Genomic DNA, 20,185 nt, shown 5'->3' with positions numbered 1-20,185 from the left:
GTGCTGCGTGAAATCGTGTGCAGGATAGCGGGTGCAAATCAACAGAATTCGCTCAGCGTCACGGCAGGGAAGGGATCAAACTTATGGGCCAGAAGTTTTTTGACATGCACGAATCCAGCCGCCTTAACATGTCTTTTAAATGTTCTGGTGCATTTAACATAATATACATTATGCGCATTAGAATAGCAGAGGGCGAAAAGCAGCCCCCCAGCGTGAATCAGTCATACAACCAGCGACCAGACCTGGCAGACGCAATGAGCATACCTATCGTGAACTCCGGCACCTGAGGAATATCGTTTTTGCGAAACGGATTAAGCAAATGCTTTAGCGGTGGTTCTGGCGGATAGTATGTTGTGATCGAGAAATTCCCTTTATCTACATTGAATGTCGTAAAAAAATCATCCATCAATGCCAGTGCTTCATCATCTTCCAACCGTAAATCTGAATCCAAATCTGTTGACGGTGTCAGTTCTTTTTTCTTAAAGAGGTAAATTCCATCATGGCTTCTTACCAGTTCATAAATCCGCTGTTCAAGAGCATCACTTACCATATTTTATCGCTTCCTCTGGCAATACGGTTGTAATCCCTGCCTGTACGATATGCAATCTGCGACACGTCAGAGGCCAGAATAATCCATCCGACTGTTCAGCAAGGCCACCAAGTAAAATAATATCACCATCTGCAAGGCTGACTTCGGTTGTTACATCACGCTTGATAAGGGTTGGCGAGTTATTAACGCCGGTTTCAGTGGTCACAAGTTAGGTTCTGGACATCTGAACTTAGCCTTGAAAAAACCGTCAGCTGCCCGCATCACTGACCGGGCTGGAGCTGAATCCCCTTCGTGAAGGATGCTTTTATTAGTACTATTAAAGGTGCTATATTTAGTCATCAACCAGGAGGTAAATTATGGCATTTCAAATTTTAACGACTACTGCAGCAAGCATTACAGAACTGAAACGTGATCCAATGGGAACTTTCAATGCCGGAGATGGCGCTCCAGTTGCCATTCTTAACCGTAATGAACCGGCTTTCTACTGTGTGCCTCCGGCACTTTATGCTCATCTTATGGATATTCTTGAGGATGAAGAACTCGGTCGTATTATCGATGAGCGTGCGAATGAACGCGTCATTGAGGTCAACATTGATGACTTATAAGCTGGCATTTAACGAATCAGCACTAAAAGAGTGGAAAAAACTGGGTCATACCATACAGGAACAGTTTAAAAAAAAGCTAAGGGAACGGCTTGAAAACCCTCGGGTTCCGGCTTCTCAATTACATGGAAGAAAGGATCAGTACAAAATTAAGCTGCGTGGTGCAGGATACAGACTGGTGTACAGCGTCGAAGATGAAATTATCACGGTAACTGTCATTGGTGTTGGAAAGCGTGAAAATGATGCCGTCTACAAAGTGACACAACACAGAAGCTAATCACTCAGGAAATGCTCTCTTTCCCCGTCAAGCGATACGACAAACAGGCTCAGTTCTTTTATGTGACTGCACCTTGACATATGTCACGTATATGAAACTATGGCCTACGTTGTGTATGGTAGGCAGTCACACAGACGGCACGCCGGAGCCTGATTTTCAAAAACAAGTGAGGCTTGCTTTTGAAAACCTGAAAGCAACACTGACTGCAGCAGGATGCACATTCGATGACATAGTGGATGTCACCACCTTCCATACCGATCCAGAGCAACAACTTAACGACGTGATGGCGGTGAAACAGGAGATATTTGCCCATCCCCCTTATCCTAACTGGACCGCTGTTGGCGTTACCTGGCTGGCCGGCTTTGATTTCGAAATAAAGGTTATTGCCCGAATCCCCTGATGCTTATTCTCGGTAAAACCGGTAGCATTATGTGTACCGGTTTTATTTTATTCATCCCTGCCCTTCATCCTGTATGATTAACATGCAATCACCAAACATATCGAACTGACATGACTGGATATCTTCTGAGGCATAGGCCTTCATGAGTAGATCAACCCCAGCAAACTGACCGGTTAACACCATATGCGTCGTTTTTGGCTGATGTAAGTTCGTTAGCAGGCAGTCAACCACTTTCAGTTGATAGCCTGGATGTATATAAAGCGCAGTCCAGCCAGAACTTGCTTTGAGGCAATTGTGTTCCCTCGAATACGCAGATTCCAGACATCGTGTAACGGTAGTTCCTACGGCAAAAATACGTCCGCCATTTTGCTTCGCAGTATTAATGATATCCGCTGTAGCTTGTGGAACCTCGTAGTATTCTTCGTTGATAGTCACTTCCTCTACACATTTTGTTTGTATTTTTCTGTTGGACAACATTTCTGTTGATGCAACATGTAAAGTGATGAAGGATATTAACCCACCTTTATCTTTGATTCTTTGGATAAGATCCCAGGTAAAATGAATGCCGGCAGAAGGTATTTCCAAAGAACCATACTTTTTAGAAAAAACGGAACGGTAAGCATCTGGATATTTATAAAACAAGCTGGAGTCCACATACTCATCAAGACGCTCACCATGACTGGCTAAATAGCAAATTAAGGCCTCATGATTTTCTACGACGGCTCGGTACTGGCTCTCTTCGCTAAACTTTTGCTCTACCTTAATGGAAATTTCAGGGTTATCAACCAAATAGAAAACATCATACGCGTTAAGCCTTTCTTTTAAAAGTCCGGAAATAATTACTCTATTATTTGGTAAAAACCCCTCTAAAACAATTTTAATTAATCTATTCCATCTTGTTTTACAGATAAACATATGGTTTATTATAGTACTGTCGTTAAAACAGATTACATCACCTTCTTTGATATAATCTGTTACTTTACTAAAGTCTACCTTATGAATTTCCCCTTTACTCCGGTTGAGGACAAGCATTTTACACTTTTCCCTGTATGAATCATTGGCTATCCAATGAGGTCTGAGTGGGATAGTCATCTGATCGGTAATGCGAAAATCATATTTTTCGGTAAGCATATATTTACCCTTTGAAAAACCATTGATACGGCGATTGTTATATAGCCGTATTCTGCAGTATACGTTGGGCTTTCAAAGGGTGAAAATTAACTCGATAAATGTTGTTGTTATATTTACTTTGCTGGCTATTTAATCAATGTCAGATATCGATATTAAGCTGGACGATCGGATTTGACCGCCCTTTTCTTTTGCTTATTCCGGCATTGAAGCATCGCTATCCATTGCATCGGCAAACTTTTGCATTAACCGAACAAAGACATCAAGTTCATCCTGAGGCCAGTCTTTAAAAACAACTTTGCCCATTTGCTCTCGCGCAGCGTCTATACGCTCCGTCATCGCCTTTCCTGTCCGGGAGATAACGGCCTCGCGTATACGACGATCGATGGCATTATGCTGCCGTATTATCAACCCCAGCTTCTCCAGTTTGGCGACCTGTCGGCTTACCGTCGTATAATCACGACCAGCACGTTCGGCTAACTCAACAACGCCAATCGGCCCTAAACGTTCGATACTAATAAGGATCGAAAATAGCGCACGATCGAGTTGAATCCCCGCCTCTGCAATTAATTTCTCATCATTACGAGGCCGGTTAAGCGCGCTCACCACGCGAATCAACGCACCGTGAAGCGCCTTCATTTGCTCGGAAATATGTGTATCTTGCACATTTTTATTTTCTGACATAGCATGTCTCCTCTTATGTGCATAATACACATATCGGAGAGACGATGACAAGATACACCACTACAGATGTACTGATCTGCGGCGCTGGCGTTACCGGGCTTACTTTAGCCATCGAACTGGCGCGTCACGGGGTCTCATTTCGCCTGATTGAGAAAAGAACGACGCCTTTTATCGGCTCCCGCGGTAAAGGTATTCAGCCGCGAACGCAAGAAATCTTCGAGGATCTTGGAATACTCAATAAAGTGGTCGCCGCCGGCGGGCTCTATCCCCGATTACGAACCTACCGTCACGACGGAAGCTATGTAGATTCAGATATTGCGCATCATACAAAACCGACCCACGCCGAACCCTACCATCTGCCATTGATGGTTCCACAGAACGTGACAGAAACGATTATGCGAGAGCAATTAAAAGCGTGGGGACATCGGGTGGAGTTCGGCTGCGAGTTACGACATTTTGCGCAAACCCCACGCACGGTCACCGCGTATGTTGCCGGGCCGGCTGGAGAAGAGGTCATCATCGCTCATTATTTGATAGGCGCGGATGGCGGCGGAAGCTTTGTCAGAAAGAAATTAGGCGTCAGCTTCCCCGGCCATACGTTGGGAATCCATGCGCTTGTGGCTGACGCTTCACTTTCCGGTCTGAACCGGGATGTATGGCACCATTTTAACGGTGGCGATATGGCGCGGATGATAATGATTTGCCCTCTCGCCGGCACGCAGCTCTTTCAAATCCAGGCGTTGTTGGCCCCGGACGACTCGCAGAATTTCTCAGCCGACACGCTCACGGCTTTTCTTACTGAGCGAATCGGGCGGACGGATGTTCGCATCCATTCGATTCCCTGGGTATCGAAGTACCAGATGAATGCGCGCATAGCGGAACATTACCGTGTGGGTAAGGTATTTTTAGCCGGTGATGCCGCTCATGTGCATCCGCCGACGGGTGGGCAAGGGTTAAATACCAGCATCCAGGATGCCTATAACCTGGGATGGAAAATGGCAGCCTCGCTGCGGGGCGCAGGAGAAGAGCTTCTCGATAGCTATGAACAGGAACGCCGCCCGGTAGCCGAATCACTGCTCCACCTTTCTACCCGATTACTTGACTCTCAAAAACAGGGCGGCATCAAACGAGAACGCGACGTTCAACAACTTGACATCCAGTATACCAACTCCCCCTTAGCCCACACGTTGCCCGAACGTCAGCATGGGTTACAAGCGGGAGAAAGAGCGCCGGATGCTCCTCTTTTGGGCGCCGGCGGCCAATCATTACGATTATTTCAGTTACTACAAGGTCCGGACTGGAATCTGTTGGCCTACGAAACCCACGGTAAGGTCATCGATGCGCGGCGAGGTCTGCGTATTCATCACATTGGCGAGCAGGACGAGCTCATCGATACCCTGGGGCACTTCCGGGAGTCCTATCAACTGGCGCCGGGTCAATGCGTGCTGATCCGACCCGATGGCTATGTCGGCGCGTTCTTTCACAGCAAACAGTGCAACGATATTGAAAATTATCTCTCTCGTTTTGCCATAGGGATTAAAGATGAATACTAATGTCTATGAGAACACCGACAGCGAAACTATCACCCCGCTCAACAAGCGGCGTATTTTGCCTGTTTTCCTGCTTGTCGGCCTTTACGCCGCCAGTACAGCGGCAGTGATGTCGGTACTGCCTTTTTATATCCGCGAGATGGGCGGTTCGCCGCTTATCATTGGAATCATCATCGCCACTGAGGCTTTTAGCCAATTTTGTGCAGCGCCCCTGATTGGCCACCTTTCCGATCGCGTTGGCCGCAAGCGAATACTGATTGTCACGCTGGCTATTGCGGCGATAAGTTTACTATTACTCGCCAACGCGCAATGTATCCTGTTTATCCTGCTCGCCCGCACGCTTTTTGGCATTAGCGCCGGGAATTTGTCAGCCGCCGCAGCTTATATTGCCGATTGTACGCACGTCAGAAATCGGCGCCAGGCAATCGGTATCCTCACAGGCTGCATTGGTTTAGGCGGTATTGTCGGGGCAGGCGTTTCAGGGTGGCTATCGCGTATCAGTCTGAGCGCGCCGATCTACGCCGCCTTTATACTTGTCCTTGGGTCTGCCCTGGTCGCGATTTGGGGGTTAAAAGACCCGTCCACAACATCACGTACCGCAGATAAAATAGCGGCGTTCTCTGCCCGCGCTATTTTAAAGATGCCAGTCCTTCGCGTCTTAATCATCGTAATGCTTTGTCATTTCTTCGCCTATGGCATGTACTCTTCACAATTACCTGTTTTTCTTTCTGACACCTTCATCTGGAATGGGCTTCCCTTTGGGCCAAAAGCGTTAAGCTACCTGTTAATGGCGGACGGGGTTATTAATATTTTCGTTCAGCTATTTCTGTTAGGTTGGGTGAGCCAATATTTTTCGGAGCGAAAGCTAATTATTCTAATCTTCGCCCTTCTTTGTACTGGATTTCTCACTGCGGGTATCGCCACGACCATACCAGTACTTATTTTTGCTATCGTTTGTATTAGTATCGCTGATGCGCTAGCCAAACCCACTTATCTTGCCGCCTTGTCCGTCCATGTATCGCCTGCCCGACAAGGTATCGTCATCGGAACGGCGCAGGCATTAATCGCAATCGCTGATTTTATATCCCCCGTATTGGGCGGATTTGTCCTGGGTTATGCCCTGTATGGTGTCTGGATCGGTATAGCTATCTCTGTCGCCATTATTGGTCTGGTGACGGCAATGATTTACCTTTCAAAAAGTTCAGTGCTAATAGCGAAACCAGAAACAGAATAATGTGACAACGTCACAAGCATTATTACTCCCTTCTTCCCTTATTTATCAAAAGTATTGTACTTATATTGAATGTTTAAGAGGTATTTATGGAAATTATGCTGGTTGGCATTTGCCCTTGTAAAGCGCGGGGAAAGCATGAAAAAAATATATCTCGTTGTTATCGTACTGTTTTTTATTTCTACAAAAGTTTATACACTACTTCATAACAACATCTTCTTTTGTCGAAACAGCCCGGAGTGTGATTTGTCTCATGTTCTCCCCGACTACCGGGAGAAGATTTCAGGCACACCGCTAAAATATACCTTGATTAGTACAGCTCCATTAGCACAGGTTGTAGTCAGACACTATGAATTATTATCGCAACACTGGTCGCCAGATGACATGGTAACCCCTGCGCAATGGCGACATAACGTTGATATTTATATCCCTGAAACGGCAAAAGAGCACCATGCTTTGGTGGTTGTAAACAACGGAATTAATTATGATAAAGGCGTACAAATCACTGGTAAACCCGGTGATTTCCCCCAGGAAACACTGGCAAGCATCGCCCGTGATACGAATACCATCGTAATATCAGTGAGTGATATACCTAACCAATATTTAACCTTTCAGGATGATAAAAAACCACTGAAAGAGGACGAGAGCGTTTCCCGAAGCTGGGCATTATTTATGGAAGCGCCGGAGCAACGTGAGTTAATGCCCTTAAATATTCCTATGGTCACTGCCCTATCGCAAGCGATGAGATTAGCAAAAAAGGAGTTAACGCAATGGAATATAAATTCCTTTATCATTACAGGTATTTCAAAGCGTGGGTGGACTACCTGGTTGTCAGCTATTGCCGATCCTGATGTTGAAGCAATTGTTCCCTTCGCCATTGATCTACTTGATATTGATGCTTCACTTGAGCATATTTATCAATCATACGGTGGAAATTGGCCCATTACATTCTACCCCTACTACCAGCAAGGCATAGATGAGAAAATAAAATCCCCCACATTTACCCAGCTAAGGCAAATAATAGATCCGTTAAGATATCTCAACACTATTTATCAACCCCGCCTTGCAATACCGAAATATATTATTAATGCAAGTGGCGATGATTTTTTCGTACCAGACAATACTCGCTTTTATTATAGCAAACTTCCTGGCGTAAAATCATTACGTATAGTGCCTAATATGAACCACTACTCAATTAACCAGTTCGCTGAAGAAAGCCTCGTTCCATTTATTAATAGGTTTCAAAGTAAAAAAACATTACCACAGTTGATCGGCCTTATTCACCACCATCTTCTTACGGTCTATTTCTCAGAAGCGCCGGTAAAAGTCGTTCGCTGGACAGCCAACAATCCAAATGCGCGTGATTTTCGTTATGCCTGTGGCATCCGCTATCAGCCACTTACAATAGATATTCCCGCCAACAATAAGATCAGTATTACGTTAAATGAACCGAAGACAGGTTGGGAAGCTACCTATATCGAAGCCACTTTTAATGATGGCTATGTCGCCACGAGTCAGGTTTATATTACGCCCGATGAAAAATACCCCCAGACAGCACCACCTTCCGTTAACGCCGCATGTCAAACGTTACCGGGGCGTGGATTAGGGGAAAACGATACCCCCGATTGAATTTTCAAGTAATTGTCTGATTTTAAATAATTTTATCCATCACGCTTGCGATGGATAAAAATCCTCTGCGATAAATTTTTGTTATATTGATCACGTTCTAACCACAAGAGAGGTGATTTGAAAATAACCTTAAAATATTGTGGTCAGGCCGCTAGACCACAATAAGAGGATTAATCATGAAAAGAAAAACAATGGGATGGCTTATCGTTTTTCTTCTATTTATAGTTTACATGCTCAACTATATGGATCGTTCAGCATTGTCGATAACTGCCCCCTTGATCGAAAAGGAGTTAGGATTTAACGCCGCGGAGATGGGAATGATCTTCAGCGCATTTTTTATCGGATACGCCCTGTTTAATTTTATTGGTGGCTGGGCCAGCGATAAAGTTGGGCCAAAAACGGTTTTTCTCATCGCAGCGTTACTATGGTCTGTATTTTGTGGCTTAACTGGTTTAGTCACCGGATTGTGGACAATGCTTATCGTGCGCGTTCTTTTCGGTATGGCTGAAGGACCGGTCAGCGCTGCCGGAAATAAAATCATCAATAACTGGATTTCCCGAAAGGAGTCTGCCACGGCGATCGGAATTTTTAGCGCCGGTTCCCCGCTCGGCGGCGCGGTGTCCGGGCCGATAGTGGGCCTGTTGGCGTTATCCTTAGGCTGGCGCCCCGCATTTGGCATTATTTTCTTATTTGGCCTGGTCTGGGTACTACTGTGGTACTTTATCGTTAGCGATAAGCCAACAATGAGTAAACGCCTGGCGCCGGAAGAACGCATTGATTTTGAAAATCATGAGGATGTTATTTTATCTGATGATGGCCGGGCTACACCTTCACTCGGCTATTACATGAAACAACCAATGGTGTGGGCGACAACTCTGGCTTTTTTCAGCTACAACTATATTCTTTTTTTCTTCCTGACCTGGTTCCCAAGTTACCTGAACCATTCGTTACATCTCGATATTAAAGAAATTAGTATCGCCACGGTAATTCCCTGGGTCATCGGCGCCATTGGTATGGTGCTCGGCGGCGTCTGTTCTGATGTAATTTATCGGATTACCGGTAATGCTCTGCTCTCACGTCGACTTATTCTGGGCGTATGCCTGGCAGGCGCGGCGGTATGTGTTGCCGTTTCTGGTACTGTTAGCACTATCGGTAGCGCAATTACGCTCATGTCAGTTTCACTCTTCCTGCTCTATTTAACGGGCCCAATTTATTGGGCGGTTATTCAGGATGTTGTTCATAAAGATAAGGTAGGGAGCGTCGGCGGAGCTATGCATGGCCTGGCTAATATATCTGGCATTATCGGTCCGCTTGTCACCGGTTTTATCGTTCAATTTAGTGGTAAATATGACTATGCGTTCTATCTGGCTGGTGCTATCGCTATCGTTTCAAGCCTGTTGGTCTTCGTGTTTGTAAAAAGTAAAGGATTCAAAGCCAATGAAAGTCAAAGCTGTGTTCATTAATAAGCCTGGTGAAGTTGAAACCCGCTGGGTGGATTATCCCCATAAGAAAGAAAATGAAGTATTAATTAAGGTTGATGCTGCAGGCATTTGCGGATCGGATATCGGGGCTTTTCGTGGAACGAACCCACTGGTTACTTACCCAAGAATTATTGGGCATGAAGTGACCGGAATTGTTCTTCAGGAAGGCGCCGGAATGCCGGACAATATTAAAAAAGGCGACCGCGTGATTGTTGACCCCTATATTTATTGTGGTCACTGCTACCCTTGCTCTGTCGGCAGAACTAACTGTTGTGAAAATTTAAACGTCATTGGCGTGCATGTCGATGGCGCAATGCAGGAGGTGGTGACTCATCCCGCACATTTAATTCATAAAATACCAGATAACGTGCCTTCTGAAATGGCGCCGCTGGCAGAACCGCTGACCATCGCTCTGCACGCGCTGCACCGGGCAAACGTTAAGGCCGGGGAATATGTTGCCATCATCGGCGCGGGGGCCATTGGTCTTATGGCGGCATTAAGCGCGCGACATTACAAGGCAACGCCTATTCTGATCGATATTGTGGAAGAAAGGCTACGCTATGCGCAAAAGCTTGGCGTTCCTTATGTGCTGAACGCCGCTGACGATCAGGTTATCGACGCTATTAAAAATATCACCCACGGCACCATGGCGCAGGTCGTGATAGAAGCTTCCGGCGCAAATAGCGCTATTCGAAATACGCTTGATTTAGCATCGTTTGCTGGTCGTATTTCGTTTACCGGATGGCCAAAACAGGAAACGTCGCTGCCGACGAACCTGATCACCTATAAAGAACTGGATTTACGCGGCTCCCGCACCAGTGCCGGTGAATTTGATGAGGCATTACGTATGCTGTCTACGCTGGAGATTAATCCGCAAGATGTTGTCAGTAAGGTCGTCAATCTTGATGAGATCCCTGATGCAGTTAAAGAACTTGATCGCTATCCGGAGCGCTACTTAAAGATTAATGCTGTTTTCCATTGATTTACGGCAAGTTCTACCGCATGGCATGACCGCCATGCGGTGTTATTTACCGACAAACTTAGCCGCCGACAATCTTTCTCACATAGCGTAAATGTTCCAGAGATCCCTCATAGGCGCTGTCAGCATCAGACTGGCGCATCGCATCCACTATCGCTTTATGTTGTTTGTTGAGATTAAGTAAAACATTTCTGTCTCCAGACTGCTCATCAAGCCCGGCATAAGGGATATTAATCCGTTGTTCCCATAACATACGGGACATATCGAACAACACCCGATTACGGCTGGCCTCAGAGATCGCAAGGTGAAACTCTTTATCCAGCGAGTAAAAACCGTGGACGTTATTATCGTTAATGGCTTGATCCATACGATGATAAATCGCCTCAATTTGGTTGATGACGTCAACGTTATCGTTTTGTGCGGCTAAGCGCGCGCAATGGCTATCAACCAGCTCGCGAGTAGAGAGAATTTCTTCGATGGTATAGTCGCTGGCAAGGTGTTTTTTATCTGAAACGATAACCCCATTACCGGACTGAATCACGATCCATCCGGAGATCTCCAGTACAATAAGGGCTTCTCGCAAGGAGGCGCGGCTCACGCCAAGCTGTTTTGCCAGTTCGCGTTCTGGCGGTAAAAAAGTTCCCGGTGGAAAAATATTATCATTGATCAGCTTAATGATGAGGTTGGCTATCTTCTGATAGAGCCTCTCCTGCCTGACCTCAGGTATAACCATGCGCCCTCCAATCCATATCCAGGGGATTTTGAATGGATTTAGCATACCATCCTGGCGCTGGTGATCGTGATAATTAATTACCGTGCATGATAAAGAGAAGCAACCGCCGGTAGTCTCCATTACCTTCGCTGAGACTACCGGGGAACCTAAACCGAGACGAGCGATTTATCCTTTAACGTGGATTTTCTCGAACACGGGCGCAGTCGCGTTCTTAAACTGAGAAAGAGACCAGGTTTTATAGTTGATATCATTGTAGCCGCGCACCATCATCTCACCGTGCGTTAAGTCAGACAGCGTTGTCCAGACCGTATATTCTGAGACCGGTTTGCGGGTGGCGTTGCCTTCCCCTTCACTCCCCATATAATCAACTGTAATATTTTTCGGACGATCGAAACGGCTCATAATATGCGCAAGCGTATTCATTGCATCGTGGGCGGATGTCGCTTGCGGCGCATATGTGGTGTAATAAACGCCGCGTATAAAACGGGAAACCGACGTATCGGACGATGGCAAGTCTGCAATAGCAATCCCGCTATCAGGCTGCATCACTTTTATCCCGCCCAGTGTGCCTGAAGAGCGGTCCACATTGGTTAATTGCGTATAGTTATTCAGATTTGTCAGATGCCAGGGGAATGCGGGACCATTTGTCATCACGCGAGTGGGATTGTCATAGACATGGAATTTGCCATTTTCCACTTCAACGACAATGCTTCCTCCTTTCTTGTCGTAAAACGCATAATGAAATGGCGATTTCAGATCGCCAAACCGATGCAGTTCCGGTGACCAGAATTTGCCCTCTTTTATTGCCTGTTTTACCTCGCCGACAGTAGCAAAACGGGCCAGCGCCCATTCTCCCAACGAGGTGACAGGAATTGCCTGTTTATATTCATTCGCGGGCAATGGCGGCAACTGCGCATTCATGATCATGTTTTCACTAAATGACAATCCCGCGCTATTCATGCCTTCAAGTATGTCTCTGCTATCGCCATCAGTAATGGTGGAAGTAATGGCCAGTATCGGATATTTCGCCTGATAGCTCACTCCCTGACTGCCATCCGGCGTTTTTTTATCAAACTGCGTTCCCGCCGGATAATACGTTAACCACGAGGGTAAATCCTGCATATATTCCAGCGTACGTCCATGAAAAATATCGCCTTGTTTATCCTGAATAGCAAGGGTTGTGCAGGCCTGTGCAGCCAGGGCGTATGAAAACAGCGCCGGAGCGATAAATAACATTGCTTTACTTTTTTTCATCATGCTCTCCTTGTTTGTAAAATGGATTGGATGAATATATTAAATTAAACCTATCAATGGTTATGCAGCACGTAATTAATTGTGATCTTATTTTACAAGCTAATAAATTTAACTGACGGGTTTAAAGGAGAGTTAAACACAGCGAACTAGCATGAAACGCGTTATCCGTGTGACCATTTTAAAAAATCCCATCATGTTATAAATAAAAAACACGGTTTCTTATCAACATTAAGAGATACCATCACAACGCTATATTTACTCCACATCACCAATAACATTAAATTAATTTATGTTTTTGAGTAATGTGAGTAGCACACATGTAATCGGTTGTTACGAATTAGAAACATAATTGCTACTAAAACACGTTGAGAAAGACAAGAAATGCAACATATGATGCCCACACTAACTATAGTGGTTTGGGATAAACGTTATGCAAACACAAGATACATTTTATCAAGTTATGCGTAGACACGGCGTGACAAGGCGTAGCTTCCTCAAGTTTTGCAGCCTTACCGCAACGTCTTTAGGCCTGAGCAGTTCGATGATTCCTCAGATAGCTTATGCCCTGGAGAATAAACCGCGTACGCCAGTGATATGGCTGCATGGTCTTGAATGTACCTGCTGTACCGAATCTTTCATTCGCTCTGCGCACCCGTTGGCAAAAGATGCCATTTTGTCGCTCATTTCCCTGGATTATGACGACACCATTATGGCCGCCGCAGGGCAACAAGCCGAGCAGGCGTTGGCGGATGTGATGCGCGAGTACAAAGGAAATTATATCGTTGCCGTGGAAGGTAACGCGCCGCTGAATGAAGATGGGATGTTTTGCATACTGGCTGGCGAGCCGTTCCTGGAGAAGTTAAAACGCGTCAGCGCGGATGCTAAAGCGATTATCGCCTGGGGGTCCTGCGCATCATGGGGCTGCGTGCAGGCAGCCCGTCCCAACCCAACTAAAGCCACGCCGGTTCACAAATTAATTACCGATAAACCCATTATTAAAGTGCCAGGCTGCCCGCCTATACCTGAAGTGATGTCCGCCGTTATCACCTATATGCTGGCATTTGATCGCATCCCTCCCCTTGATCGTCTTGGACGACCAAAAATGTTTTATGGCCAGCGAATTCATGACAAATGTTACCGACGCGCGCATTTCGATGCCGGTCAGTTTGTGGAAGCGTGGGATGACGAAGGCGCCAGAAAAGGGTATTGCCTGTACAAGATGGGCTGTAAAGGCCCGACCACCTATAACGCCTGTTCAACCGTTCGCTGGAATGATGGCGTGTCTTTTCCTATCCAGTCGGGTCATGGATGCCTCGGATGTTCGGAAGATGGATTCTGGGATTACGGTTCTTTTTACAGCCGGGCAACGGGCATTCCGCAAACCGGCATTGAGGCTACCGCCGATAAAATCGGACTGGGCGTTGCTGGCGTCGCGGGCGCTGCCGCCATCGCTCACGCCACGGTGAGCGCCATAAAACATGCCCGTAATAAAAACAACACGTCATCAGAAAACGCTCCGGAAGAGAAAAAATAATTATGGCATATCCTTATCAGACTCAGGGTTTTACGCTGGACAATAGCGGACGGCGAATTGTGGTCGATCCGGTTACTCGCATCGAAGGGCATATGCGCTGCGAAGTGAATATCGACAGTAATAATGTCATTACTAACGCCGTGTCGACCGGCACCATGTGGCGCGGCCTTGAGGTTATCCTGAAAGGTCGCGATCCGCGAGACGCCTGGGCATTCGTTGAACGCATTTGCGGCGTCTGCACCGGTACACACGCTCTGACCTCAATCCGTGCCGTAGAAAATGCGCTGGGAATCGCGATTCCGGACAACGCAAACTGTATCCGTAATATGATGCAGGCTACGCTACACGTTCACGATCACCTGGTGCATTTTTATCATCTGCACGCGCTGGACTGGGTTGATGTGGTTGCCGCCCTGAAAGCCGACCCGCATCAGACCTCCGCCATCGCGCAAAGCCTTTCCGCATGGCCGCTATCCTCGCCGGGATATTTCCGCGATTTGCAAAATCGACTGAAGCGGTTTATCGAGTCCGGTCAACTTGGCCCTTTCCGTAATGGCTACTGGGGACACCCGGCGATGAAACTTCCGCCGGAAGCCAATTTGCTGGCGGTCGCCCACTATCTTGAAGCACTCGATTTTCAAAAAGAGATCGTAAAAATTCACACCGTTTTCGGTGGTAAAAACCCGCATCCTAACTGGCTGGTGGGCGGCGTTCCTTGCGCCATCAACCTTGACGAAACGGGCGCGGTCGGCGCAGTGAATATGGAACGCCTGAACCTTGTCAGTTCCATCATCCAAAAAGCTCGCCAGTTCTGCGAACAGGTTTATCTTCCGGACGTCTTGCTGATTGCCAGTTATTACAAAGACTGGGCAAAAATCGGCGGCGGGTTATCGAGCATGAACCTGCTGGCTTATGGCGAGTTTCCGGATAACCCTAACGATTATTCCGCCAGTAATCTTCTGCTTCCGCGTGGGGCTATCATTAACGGTCGTTTCGACGAAATTCATCCTGTCGATTTAACCGCCCCCGATGAGATTCAGGAGTTTGTCACTCACTCCTGGTATACCTATGGTAACGGCAATAACGATAAGGGCCTGCATCCGTGGGATGGTCTGACCGAACCGCAACTGGTCATGGGCGAACACTATAAAGGCACAAAAACCTTTATCGAACAGGTGGATGAGTCCGCTAAATATTCATGGATTAAATCGCCGCGCTGGAAGGGACATGCGATGGAGGTAGGTCCGCTGGCGCGTTATCTGATTGGATATCATCAAAATAAACCGGAATTTAAAGAACCCGTGGATCAACTGCTTAGTGTATTAAAGCTGCCTAAAGAAGCGCTCTTTTCTACATTAGGACGTACTGCCGCGCGTGCGCTGGAATCCGTATGGGCAGGCAATACGCTGCAGTATTTCTTCGATCGTCTGATGCGTAACCTCAAGTCCGGCGATACGGCGACGGCAAACGTCACGCTCTGGGAACCCGATACCTGGCCTACATCGGCAAAAGGCGTTGGTTTCAGCGAGGCGCCGCGCGGCGCGCTGGGGCACTGGATAAAAATTGAAAATCAGAAAATCGACAGCTATCAGTGTGTGGTACCGACAACCTGGAATGCCGGGCCACGTGACGATAAAGGTCAAATTGGCGCGTACGAAGCGGCGTTAATGGGGACTAAACTCGCCGTTCCCGATCAACCATTGGAGATTTTACGTACTCTGCACAGCTTCGATCCCTGCCTGGCCTGCTCCACCCATGTTATTGATAATCATGGAGGGGAGCTGGTCAGGGTTCAGGTACGATGACGACGATTCGGAGGTCTCAATGCATCTCAAAGAAATAACCAGCCAGGGGTACTATATCTATGAAGCGCCGGTCCGTTTATGGCACTGGATCACGGCGTTATCCATTGTCGTCCTGGCTGTTACAGGATATTTCATTGGCCGCCCCCTGCCATCGATTCAAGGTGAAGCGACCTTTATGTTTTGGATGGGCTGGATACGACTGATCCATTTTACCACGGCGTATATTTTTACTGTCGCGCTGCTGTTTCGTATTTACTGGGCATGTGTCGGCAATGAGTACGCCAGGGAGATGTTTCTGGTTCCGTTCTGGCGCCGCGCCTGGCGCAAAGGCGTTATCAGCGAAATCCGCTGGTATTTTTTCCTCGAAAAAGAGGCCCATCGTTACTATGGACATAATCCGGTAGCAGGACTGGCGGTAATGTTCTATTTCTGGATGTCCGTACTGATGGTGTGTAGCGGCTTTGCGCTCTATGGCGAAGGACTTGGAACAGACAGTTGGGCGTATCAATGGTTTGGCTGGATGATTCGCCTGACTGGCAACGATAGCCTCGCGCTACATTTCTGGCACCGGCTGGGCATGTGGTTCATTATCGCCTTCGTCATTGCGCATGTTTATACCGCTATCCGCGAAGACATTATGAGCCGACAAAGCGTGATTTCCGTCATGATAAGCGGCTGGCGCTGGTTCAGGTGATAACAATGGCAGAAGTAACAATCTTAGGGCTTGGCAACCTGCTTTGGGCAGATGAAGGGTTCGGCGTCAGAGCGGCGGAAAAGCTGTTTGAACAGTATGCCGATAACGAGAAAGTTGACGTTGTTGATGGCGGTACGCAGGGGCTGGCGCTGCTGCCCTGGCTGCAACAGACCGAAAAACTGTTAATCATGGATGCTATCGATTTTGGTATGGCGCCAGGTTCGCTGGCGATGTTTCGTGATGAACAGGTTCCCGCCTATCTGACGGCGAAAAAACTCAGTTTACATCAGACCAGTTTTTCTGAAGTGCTGGCATTGCTGCAATTAACCGGCGGCCAGTTATCGGAGATTGTGCTGATTGGCGTGCAGCCGGAATGTCTGGATGACTATGGTGGAAGTCTTACGCCGCAGGTAAAGGCGCAACTGATGCCTGCGGTCTATCTCGCGCAGGAAGTGCTGGCGCAATGGGGTATCACCGCCTCTTCAACGGACTTGCCCACTGAGAGACTCAATCATTACAGCCTGTGTATGGAACGCTACGAAGATGAACGGCCAGATGCGCAAAGCGCTTGCCGGGTCGGCGATATTCGGGTGCTACAGAGAGAGAAATCATAATGTGTATCGGCGTTCCTGTGCAGGTTATTTCACCCGGTCAGTGGTTCGCCAAATGCCGCGACCGACACGGCGAGCTTATCGACGTTGATATTCGGCTTGTGACTCCCCCCTTAGCAGGCGCATGGCTGCTGACATTTGGCGGCGCAGCACGACGAGAAATGGACGAAGCGGAAGCCGCTGAGGTACTGGCGGCGCTGGACTCACTGGAACAGGCCATGCTCACGCAAAGCGATCCGCTGACCGGTTTTGCCGATTTATTGTCTCGCACGCCTGAATTACCGGAGCATTTAAAAAAATGACTATCTCACCCCAAAATCCTGTTTGTCCACTGGCGGATAAAGGCTTTCTGGTTACCGATGCGCAAACGCTCCCGTCGTTGATTAATACGCATCCGACTCTGCTGGTTTTGCTGCAAAGCGACCCCAACAAACATCCGGAAGTCGCCGACAGTTGGGTCATTATCCCGGAGATCCTCAAGCAATTTCCGGCGACGTCTTATACCGCGGCATTTGCGGATAGCGAACAGAGTGAACTGATCGCCCGGGAGTATCGCATTCTGAAATATCCGGCGCTGCTTTTCTTTCGCCAGCACCGTTTTGTCGGCAGTCTGGCGGGATTATATAGCTGGCAAGAATACTCTCAGCGGGTGGTCGCATTGCTGACCACACCGGGCTATCGTCAGGATATTCCCGTTATCACGCAATAGAATGAAAGGTAACACACGTGAATCATTCCAGAACTATTCCAGTCGTTAATATTGCCGGACCAGGCTCGCAGCCAGAAGAGGAAGACTTTAACTTTCTTCCCATCCCCGCCGGCATTAATCTCCCACTGACGCCGGTTTTACCGGAACAGGCGCTGCCCGCTGAGCTTCGTGTTGCCAGACACGTCCTGACTACGCTTATTCGCGATATGGATAACCCGGTGGCAACGCTCCCATTTCCCCTGAGCTATAAGCTGAATGCCACTGAGCAACAGAATAGCGGTTTGTTGGATCAACTGCTCGGCGAAGGTGAAATCTCCGCCCGGGTACTATTATCCGATGGAAAAGAACAGCGTATTCAGGAGACGGTTTTTACGGGCGTCTGGCGTGTACGTGAATATAACGCTGACCAGCAACGGGTTGCCGATGAAATTATCATTGGCCCGATCCCGGAGAGCATCTGGCAGACGCATCCGCAGCCGCCGATTACGCCAGAATTGCCGCCACAACCGGCGGGATTGATGAATGGCGCCTTTATCGCGCATGAAATAGCCGAGCGCGTAAAACAGCCGGTAAAAGAGCCGCATATCATTAACTTAACGCTGTTGCCAGTAAACGATGCCGATCGCGAGTATCTGGAGCATTTTTTAGGCGAAGGCTGTAGCGCTATTTTTTCACGCGGATATGGTAAATGCCGGATTGTAAGCACGCATTTTCCCGGCGTATGGCGGGTCAACTATTTCAATGATATGAACACATTACTGCAAGATATGATTGAGATAGCGGACATTCCTGATATCGCCGTTGCAGGCATCGACGATATCGAAGATGCCTACGCGGGGCTAAAAAATACGTTGGAATGGTTGAAAGAATACCCGGTCACAGAAAATGAGCCAGTGGTGCGCATGGAGTGCAAAGTATGTTGGTGGGTTTACGACCCTGCGCTGGGCGATGATGTATGGCAAATTCCACCCGGCGTGCCCTTCAACCAGTTACCTGATTACTGGTGCTGTCCGGTTTGCGAAACCAGTAAGTCCGGGTTTATGGTGATCGATGAAGGTAATAATTCGTGCAAAGATTGACCGTCTATTCTCACCCGCTACGGATTATCTGGCAGGAGGCGCCGATCGGTCGTTTGTTACAGGGCGCAACGTCGGTATACGCGAAGACGCTTATTTCACGTTTGTTTACGTTGTGCGCTCAGGCACACAGCGCAGCGGCGGCTTTACTGTTGTTTCCTGAAGAGAAGCCAGATATGCAGGCCGCACAACAAGAGCTGGCGCGAGAAACGCTCCGTCGCGCGTTGACCGACTGGCTCCCCCTGTTTAGCCACCGACAGGCAACCGCTGAAGAATGGGCGTTGTTACGTCGCGGAGAGTTATCCCCGCTGGCAAGCACAATCTTTTTTGACGATGATCCTCAGACCTGGCTTGCCGCTGGCGTAAAGGGCTGGGAAGCCTGGTTTTTGCAAGAACGTTCTGAAACCGCCCGCTGGCTGGCGACATTACAGAATATCATTACACCTACACTACCGATGGCGTCATCCCCGGACCATACGTTAATAACCCCTGGTCCCCTGGATGTCTCGCCTCTGGCTATCGAATATCCGCTACTGTCAGCCTGTTGTCTTAGCGGAAAAACGACTGCGCTACGTCTGCTGGCCCGCTGCATTACGCTCGCCCGAAGTTTGAGCGCCCTTCCTACCCTGCGCTGGAATCGTTTTGATGATGGCGAATGGAAAATAGCGGTAGTGGAAACCGCGCGAGGATGGTTAGTTCATCAGGCCAGACTGACGACGTCAGGCAATATTCTTGATTACCGTATTATCTCGCCTACCACACGTCACGCCCAATCTGACGGCGTCATTGCTCGCGAACTGGCCACTATCCCACTCTCATTGTGGTCGCAACAGTTACAGGTAATTGATCCTTGTGTCGCCGTAAATATTGTTGAATGAAGGAGCTGGCCCATGCATGAATTAGCCCTGGCGCAAAATATTATCGAATTGCTGGAGGAACAGGCAGTAAATCACCAGTTCAGCAAGGTAAAGCAAGTCTGGCTGGAGATTGGCGTTATGGCCTGTGTTGAGGTGCCGGCGCTGCATTTTGGCCTGGACGTCGCCGCTCGTCATACCCTTGCTGACAATGCGCGTTTCCATATTACTATCGCACCGGCGCAAGGTTGGTGTCTGTCCTGTAATCAACCCTTCACCTCTCAAACATCCACACTCTGTTGCCCCTTTTGTCATTCAGGCAAAGTGCAGATAGATGACAGTAGCAGAATGCGCATTCGCGAGATCGAAGTCGAATAGTCAACGAATAGTCAATAAAAAAGGAC

The 20,185-nt window shown here is 48.0% G+C and carries 21 protein-coding genes and 3 pseudogenes; 17 read left to right on the top strand and 7 right to left on the bottom strand.

What is annotated here, in order from left to right:
* Positions 1-217 precede the first annotated feature (217 nt).
* The 3 genes and pseudogenes from OLG56_RS10940 to OLG56_RS10935 all read right to left on the bottom strand — a co-directional run.
* A complete protein-coding gene (locus tag OLG56_RS10940; protein WP_000253078.1) occupies positions 218-550 on the bottom strand; it encodes a DUF1493 family protein in 333 nt (110 codons plus the stop codon).
* Positions 544-642, bottom strand: a pseudogene (locus tag OLG56_RS22215) (STM2901 family protein); the annotation flags it as partial. The gene OLG56_RS10940 and the pseudogene OLG56_RS22215, both read right to left, overlap by 7 nt.
* A pseudogene (locus OLG56_RS10935) lies at positions 636-755 on the bottom strand (type II secretion system protein GspD); the annotation flags it as partial. The pseudogenes OLG56_RS10935 and OLG56_RS22215, both read right to left, overlap by 7 nt.
* Positions 756-906: 151 nt before the next feature.
* Here OLG56_RS10935 and OLG56_RS10930 point away from each other — a divergent pair.
* From OLG56_RS10930 to OLG56_RS10920, 3 genes and pseudogenes are all read left to right on the top strand, one after another.
* Complete coding sequence (locus tag OLG56_RS10930) at positions 907-1,155, top strand: type II toxin-antitoxin system Phd/YefM family antitoxin (protein WP_000885424.1); 249 nt, start codon at positions 907-909, stop codon at positions 1,153-1,155.
* Entirely contained in the window at positions 1,145-1,429 is a 285-nt protein-coding gene (locus OLG56_RS10925) for a type II toxin-antitoxin system RelE family toxin (protein ID WP_000221344.1), read from the top strand. Before OLG56_RS10930 ends, OLG56_RS10925 begins: the two co-directional genes overlap by 11 nt.
* 118 nt (positions 1,430-1,547) lie before the next feature.
* Positions 1,548-1,829: pseudogene (locus tag OLG56_RS10920) on the top strand (RidA family protein); the annotation flags it as partial.
* Positions 1,830-1,880: 51 nt separating this feature from the next.
* Here the strand turns inward: OLG56_RS10920 and OLG56_RS10915 are convergent.
* Both OLG56_RS10915 and OLG56_RS10910 read right to left on the bottom strand, forming a co-directional pair.
* A complete protein-coding gene (locus OLG56_RS10915) occupies positions 1,881-2,960 on the bottom strand; it encodes an S-adenosylmethionine:tRNA ribosyltransferase-isomerase (protein WP_079900464.1) in 1,080 nt (359 codons plus the stop codon).
* Positions 2,961-3,152: 192 nt separating this feature from the next.
* A complete protein-coding gene (locus OLG56_RS10910; RefSeq protein ID WP_001293634.1) occupies positions 3,153-3,641 on the bottom strand; it encodes a MarR family winged helix-turn-helix transcriptional regulator in 489 nt (162 codons plus the stop codon).
* 44 nt (positions 3,642-3,685) lie between these two features.
* Between OLG56_RS10910 and OLG56_RS10905 the strand changes: the two genes are divergently transcribed.
* The 5 genes from OLG56_RS10905 (at position 3,686) to OLG56_RS10885 (ending at position 10,514) form a co-directional block, all read left to right on the top strand.
* On the top strand, positions 3,686-5,194 hold the full coding sequence (locus OLG56_RS10905; RefSeq protein ID WP_053258905.1) for an FAD-dependent oxidoreductase: 1,509 nt from the start codon (positions 3,686-3,688) through the stop codon (positions 5,192-5,194).
* A complete protein-coding gene (locus OLG56_RS10900) occupies positions 5,184-6,425 on the top strand; it encodes an MFS transporter (protein WP_001095734.1) in 1,242 nt (413 codons plus the stop codon). Before OLG56_RS10905 ends, OLG56_RS10900 begins: the two co-directional genes overlap by 11 nt.
* A 69-nt stretch (positions 6,426-6,494) precedes the next feature.
* Positions 6,495-8,051 (top strand): PhoPQ-activated pathogenicity-related family protein, encoded by a 1,557-nt coding sequence (locus OLG56_RS10895; protein ID WP_072274985.1) that lies wholly within the window; start codon positions 6,495-6,497, stop codon positions 8,049-8,051.
* 176 nt (positions 8,052-8,227) lie between these two features.
* Positions 8,228-9,514, top strand: a complete 1,287-nt coding sequence (locus tag OLG56_RS10890) for an MFS transporter (RefSeq protein ID WP_000824240.1) — start codon at positions 8,228-8,230, stop codon at positions 9,512-9,514.
* Complete coding sequence (locus tag OLG56_RS10885) at positions 9,489-10,514, top strand: zinc-binding alcohol dehydrogenase family protein (protein WP_000864928.1); 1,026 nt, start codon at positions 9,489-9,491, stop codon at positions 10,512-10,514. The genes OLG56_RS10890 and OLG56_RS10885 overlap by 26 nt, the downstream gene beginning before the upstream one ends.
* Before the next feature lie 58 nt (positions 10,515-10,572).
* Here the strand turns inward: OLG56_RS10885 and OLG56_RS10880 are convergent, their stop codons facing one another.
* Together OLG56_RS10880 and OLG56_RS10875 are read right to left on the bottom strand one after the other, a co-directional pair.
* On the bottom strand, positions 10,573-11,364 hold the full coding sequence (locus OLG56_RS10880) for a FadR/GntR family transcriptional regulator (RefSeq protein WP_001518759.1): 792 nt from the start codon (positions 11,362-11,364) through the stop codon (positions 10,573-10,575).
* A 45-nt stretch (positions 11,365-11,409) separates the two neighbouring features.
* Complete coding sequence (locus OLG56_RS10875) at positions 11,410-12,501, bottom strand: choloylglycine hydrolase family protein (RefSeq protein WP_061377326.1); 1,092 nt, start codon at positions 12,499-12,501, stop codon at positions 11,410-11,412.
* Between the two features lie 427 nt (positions 12,502-12,928).
* On the opposite strand from OLG56_RS10875, the gene OLG56_RS10870 reads away from it, so the two are divergent.
* The 9 genes from OLG56_RS10870 to hypA are packed head-to-tail and all read left to right on the top strand — an operon-like array spanning position 12,929 to position 20,159.
* Entirely contained in the window at positions 12,929-14,032 is a 1,104-nt protein-coding gene (locus tag OLG56_RS10870) for a hydrogenase small subunit (RefSeq protein WP_001194448.1), read from the top strand.
* 2 nt (positions 14,033-14,034) lie between these two features.
* On the top strand, positions 14,035-15,837 hold the full coding sequence (locus tag OLG56_RS10865) for a nickel-dependent hydrogenase large subunit (protein ID WP_000331200.1): 1,803 nt from the start codon (positions 14,035-14,037) through the stop codon (positions 15,835-15,837).
* Complete coding sequence (gene cybH, locus OLG56_RS10860) at positions 15,788-16,531, top strand: Ni/Fe-hydrogenase, b-type cytochrome subunit (RefSeq protein ID WP_000924456.1); 744 nt, start codon at positions 15,788-15,790, stop codon at positions 16,529-16,531. Before OLG56_RS10865 ends, cybH begins: the two co-directional genes overlap by 50 nt.
* Before the next feature lie 5 nt (positions 16,532-16,536).
* Positions 16,537-17,145: a HyaD/HybD family hydrogenase maturation endopeptidase gene (gene hybD / locus OLG56_RS10855; protein WP_000852666.1), complete on the top strand. Its 609-nt coding sequence runs from the start codon at positions 16,537-16,539 to the stop codon at positions 17,143-17,145.
* Positions 17,145-17,444 (top strand): HypC/HybG/HupF family hydrogenase formation chaperone, encoded by a 300-nt coding sequence (hypC, locus tag OLG56_RS10850; RefSeq protein ID WP_000334912.1) that lies wholly within the window; start codon positions 17,145-17,147, stop codon positions 17,442-17,444. The genes hybD and hypC overlap by 1 nt, the downstream gene beginning before the upstream one ends.
* A complete protein-coding gene (locus tag OLG56_RS10845) occupies positions 17,441-17,851 on the top strand; it encodes a thioredoxin domain-containing protein (protein WP_000155988.1) in 411 nt (136 codons plus the stop codon). Before hypC ends, OLG56_RS10845 begins: the two co-directional genes overlap by 4 nt.
* Positions 17,852-17,868: 17 nt before the next feature.
* Positions 17,869-18,930, top strand: a complete 1,062-nt coding sequence (locus OLG56_RS10840; RefSeq protein WP_079980945.1) for a hydrogenase expression/formation C-terminal domain-containing protein — start codon at positions 17,869-17,871, stop codon at positions 18,928-18,930.
* A complete protein-coding gene (locus tag OLG56_RS10835; RefSeq protein ID WP_079915342.1) occupies positions 18,918-19,805 on the top strand; it encodes an ATP/GTP-binding protein in 888 nt (295 codons plus the stop codon). Before OLG56_RS10840 ends, OLG56_RS10835 begins: the two co-directional genes overlap by 13 nt.
* 12 nt (positions 19,806-19,817) lie before the next feature.
* The gene (gene hypA / locus OLG56_RS10830) at positions 19,818-20,159 is read left to right on the top strand and encodes a hydrogenase maturation nickel metallochaperone HypA (RefSeq protein ID WP_000544772.1); all 342 of its coding nucleotides are present in this window, start codon (positions 19,818-19,820) and stop codon (positions 20,157-20,159) included.
* Positions 20,160-20,185: the final 26 nt, after the last annotated feature.

Origin of the sequence: Salmonella sp. 2018103, assembly GCF_026247685.1 — a bacterium.
Taxonomy (GTDB): domain Bacteria; phylum Pseudomonadota; class Gammaproteobacteria; order Enterobacterales; family Enterobacteriaceae; genus Salmonella; species Salmonella enterica.
This window is presented reverse-complemented; position numbering and strand designations above follow the sequence as displayed.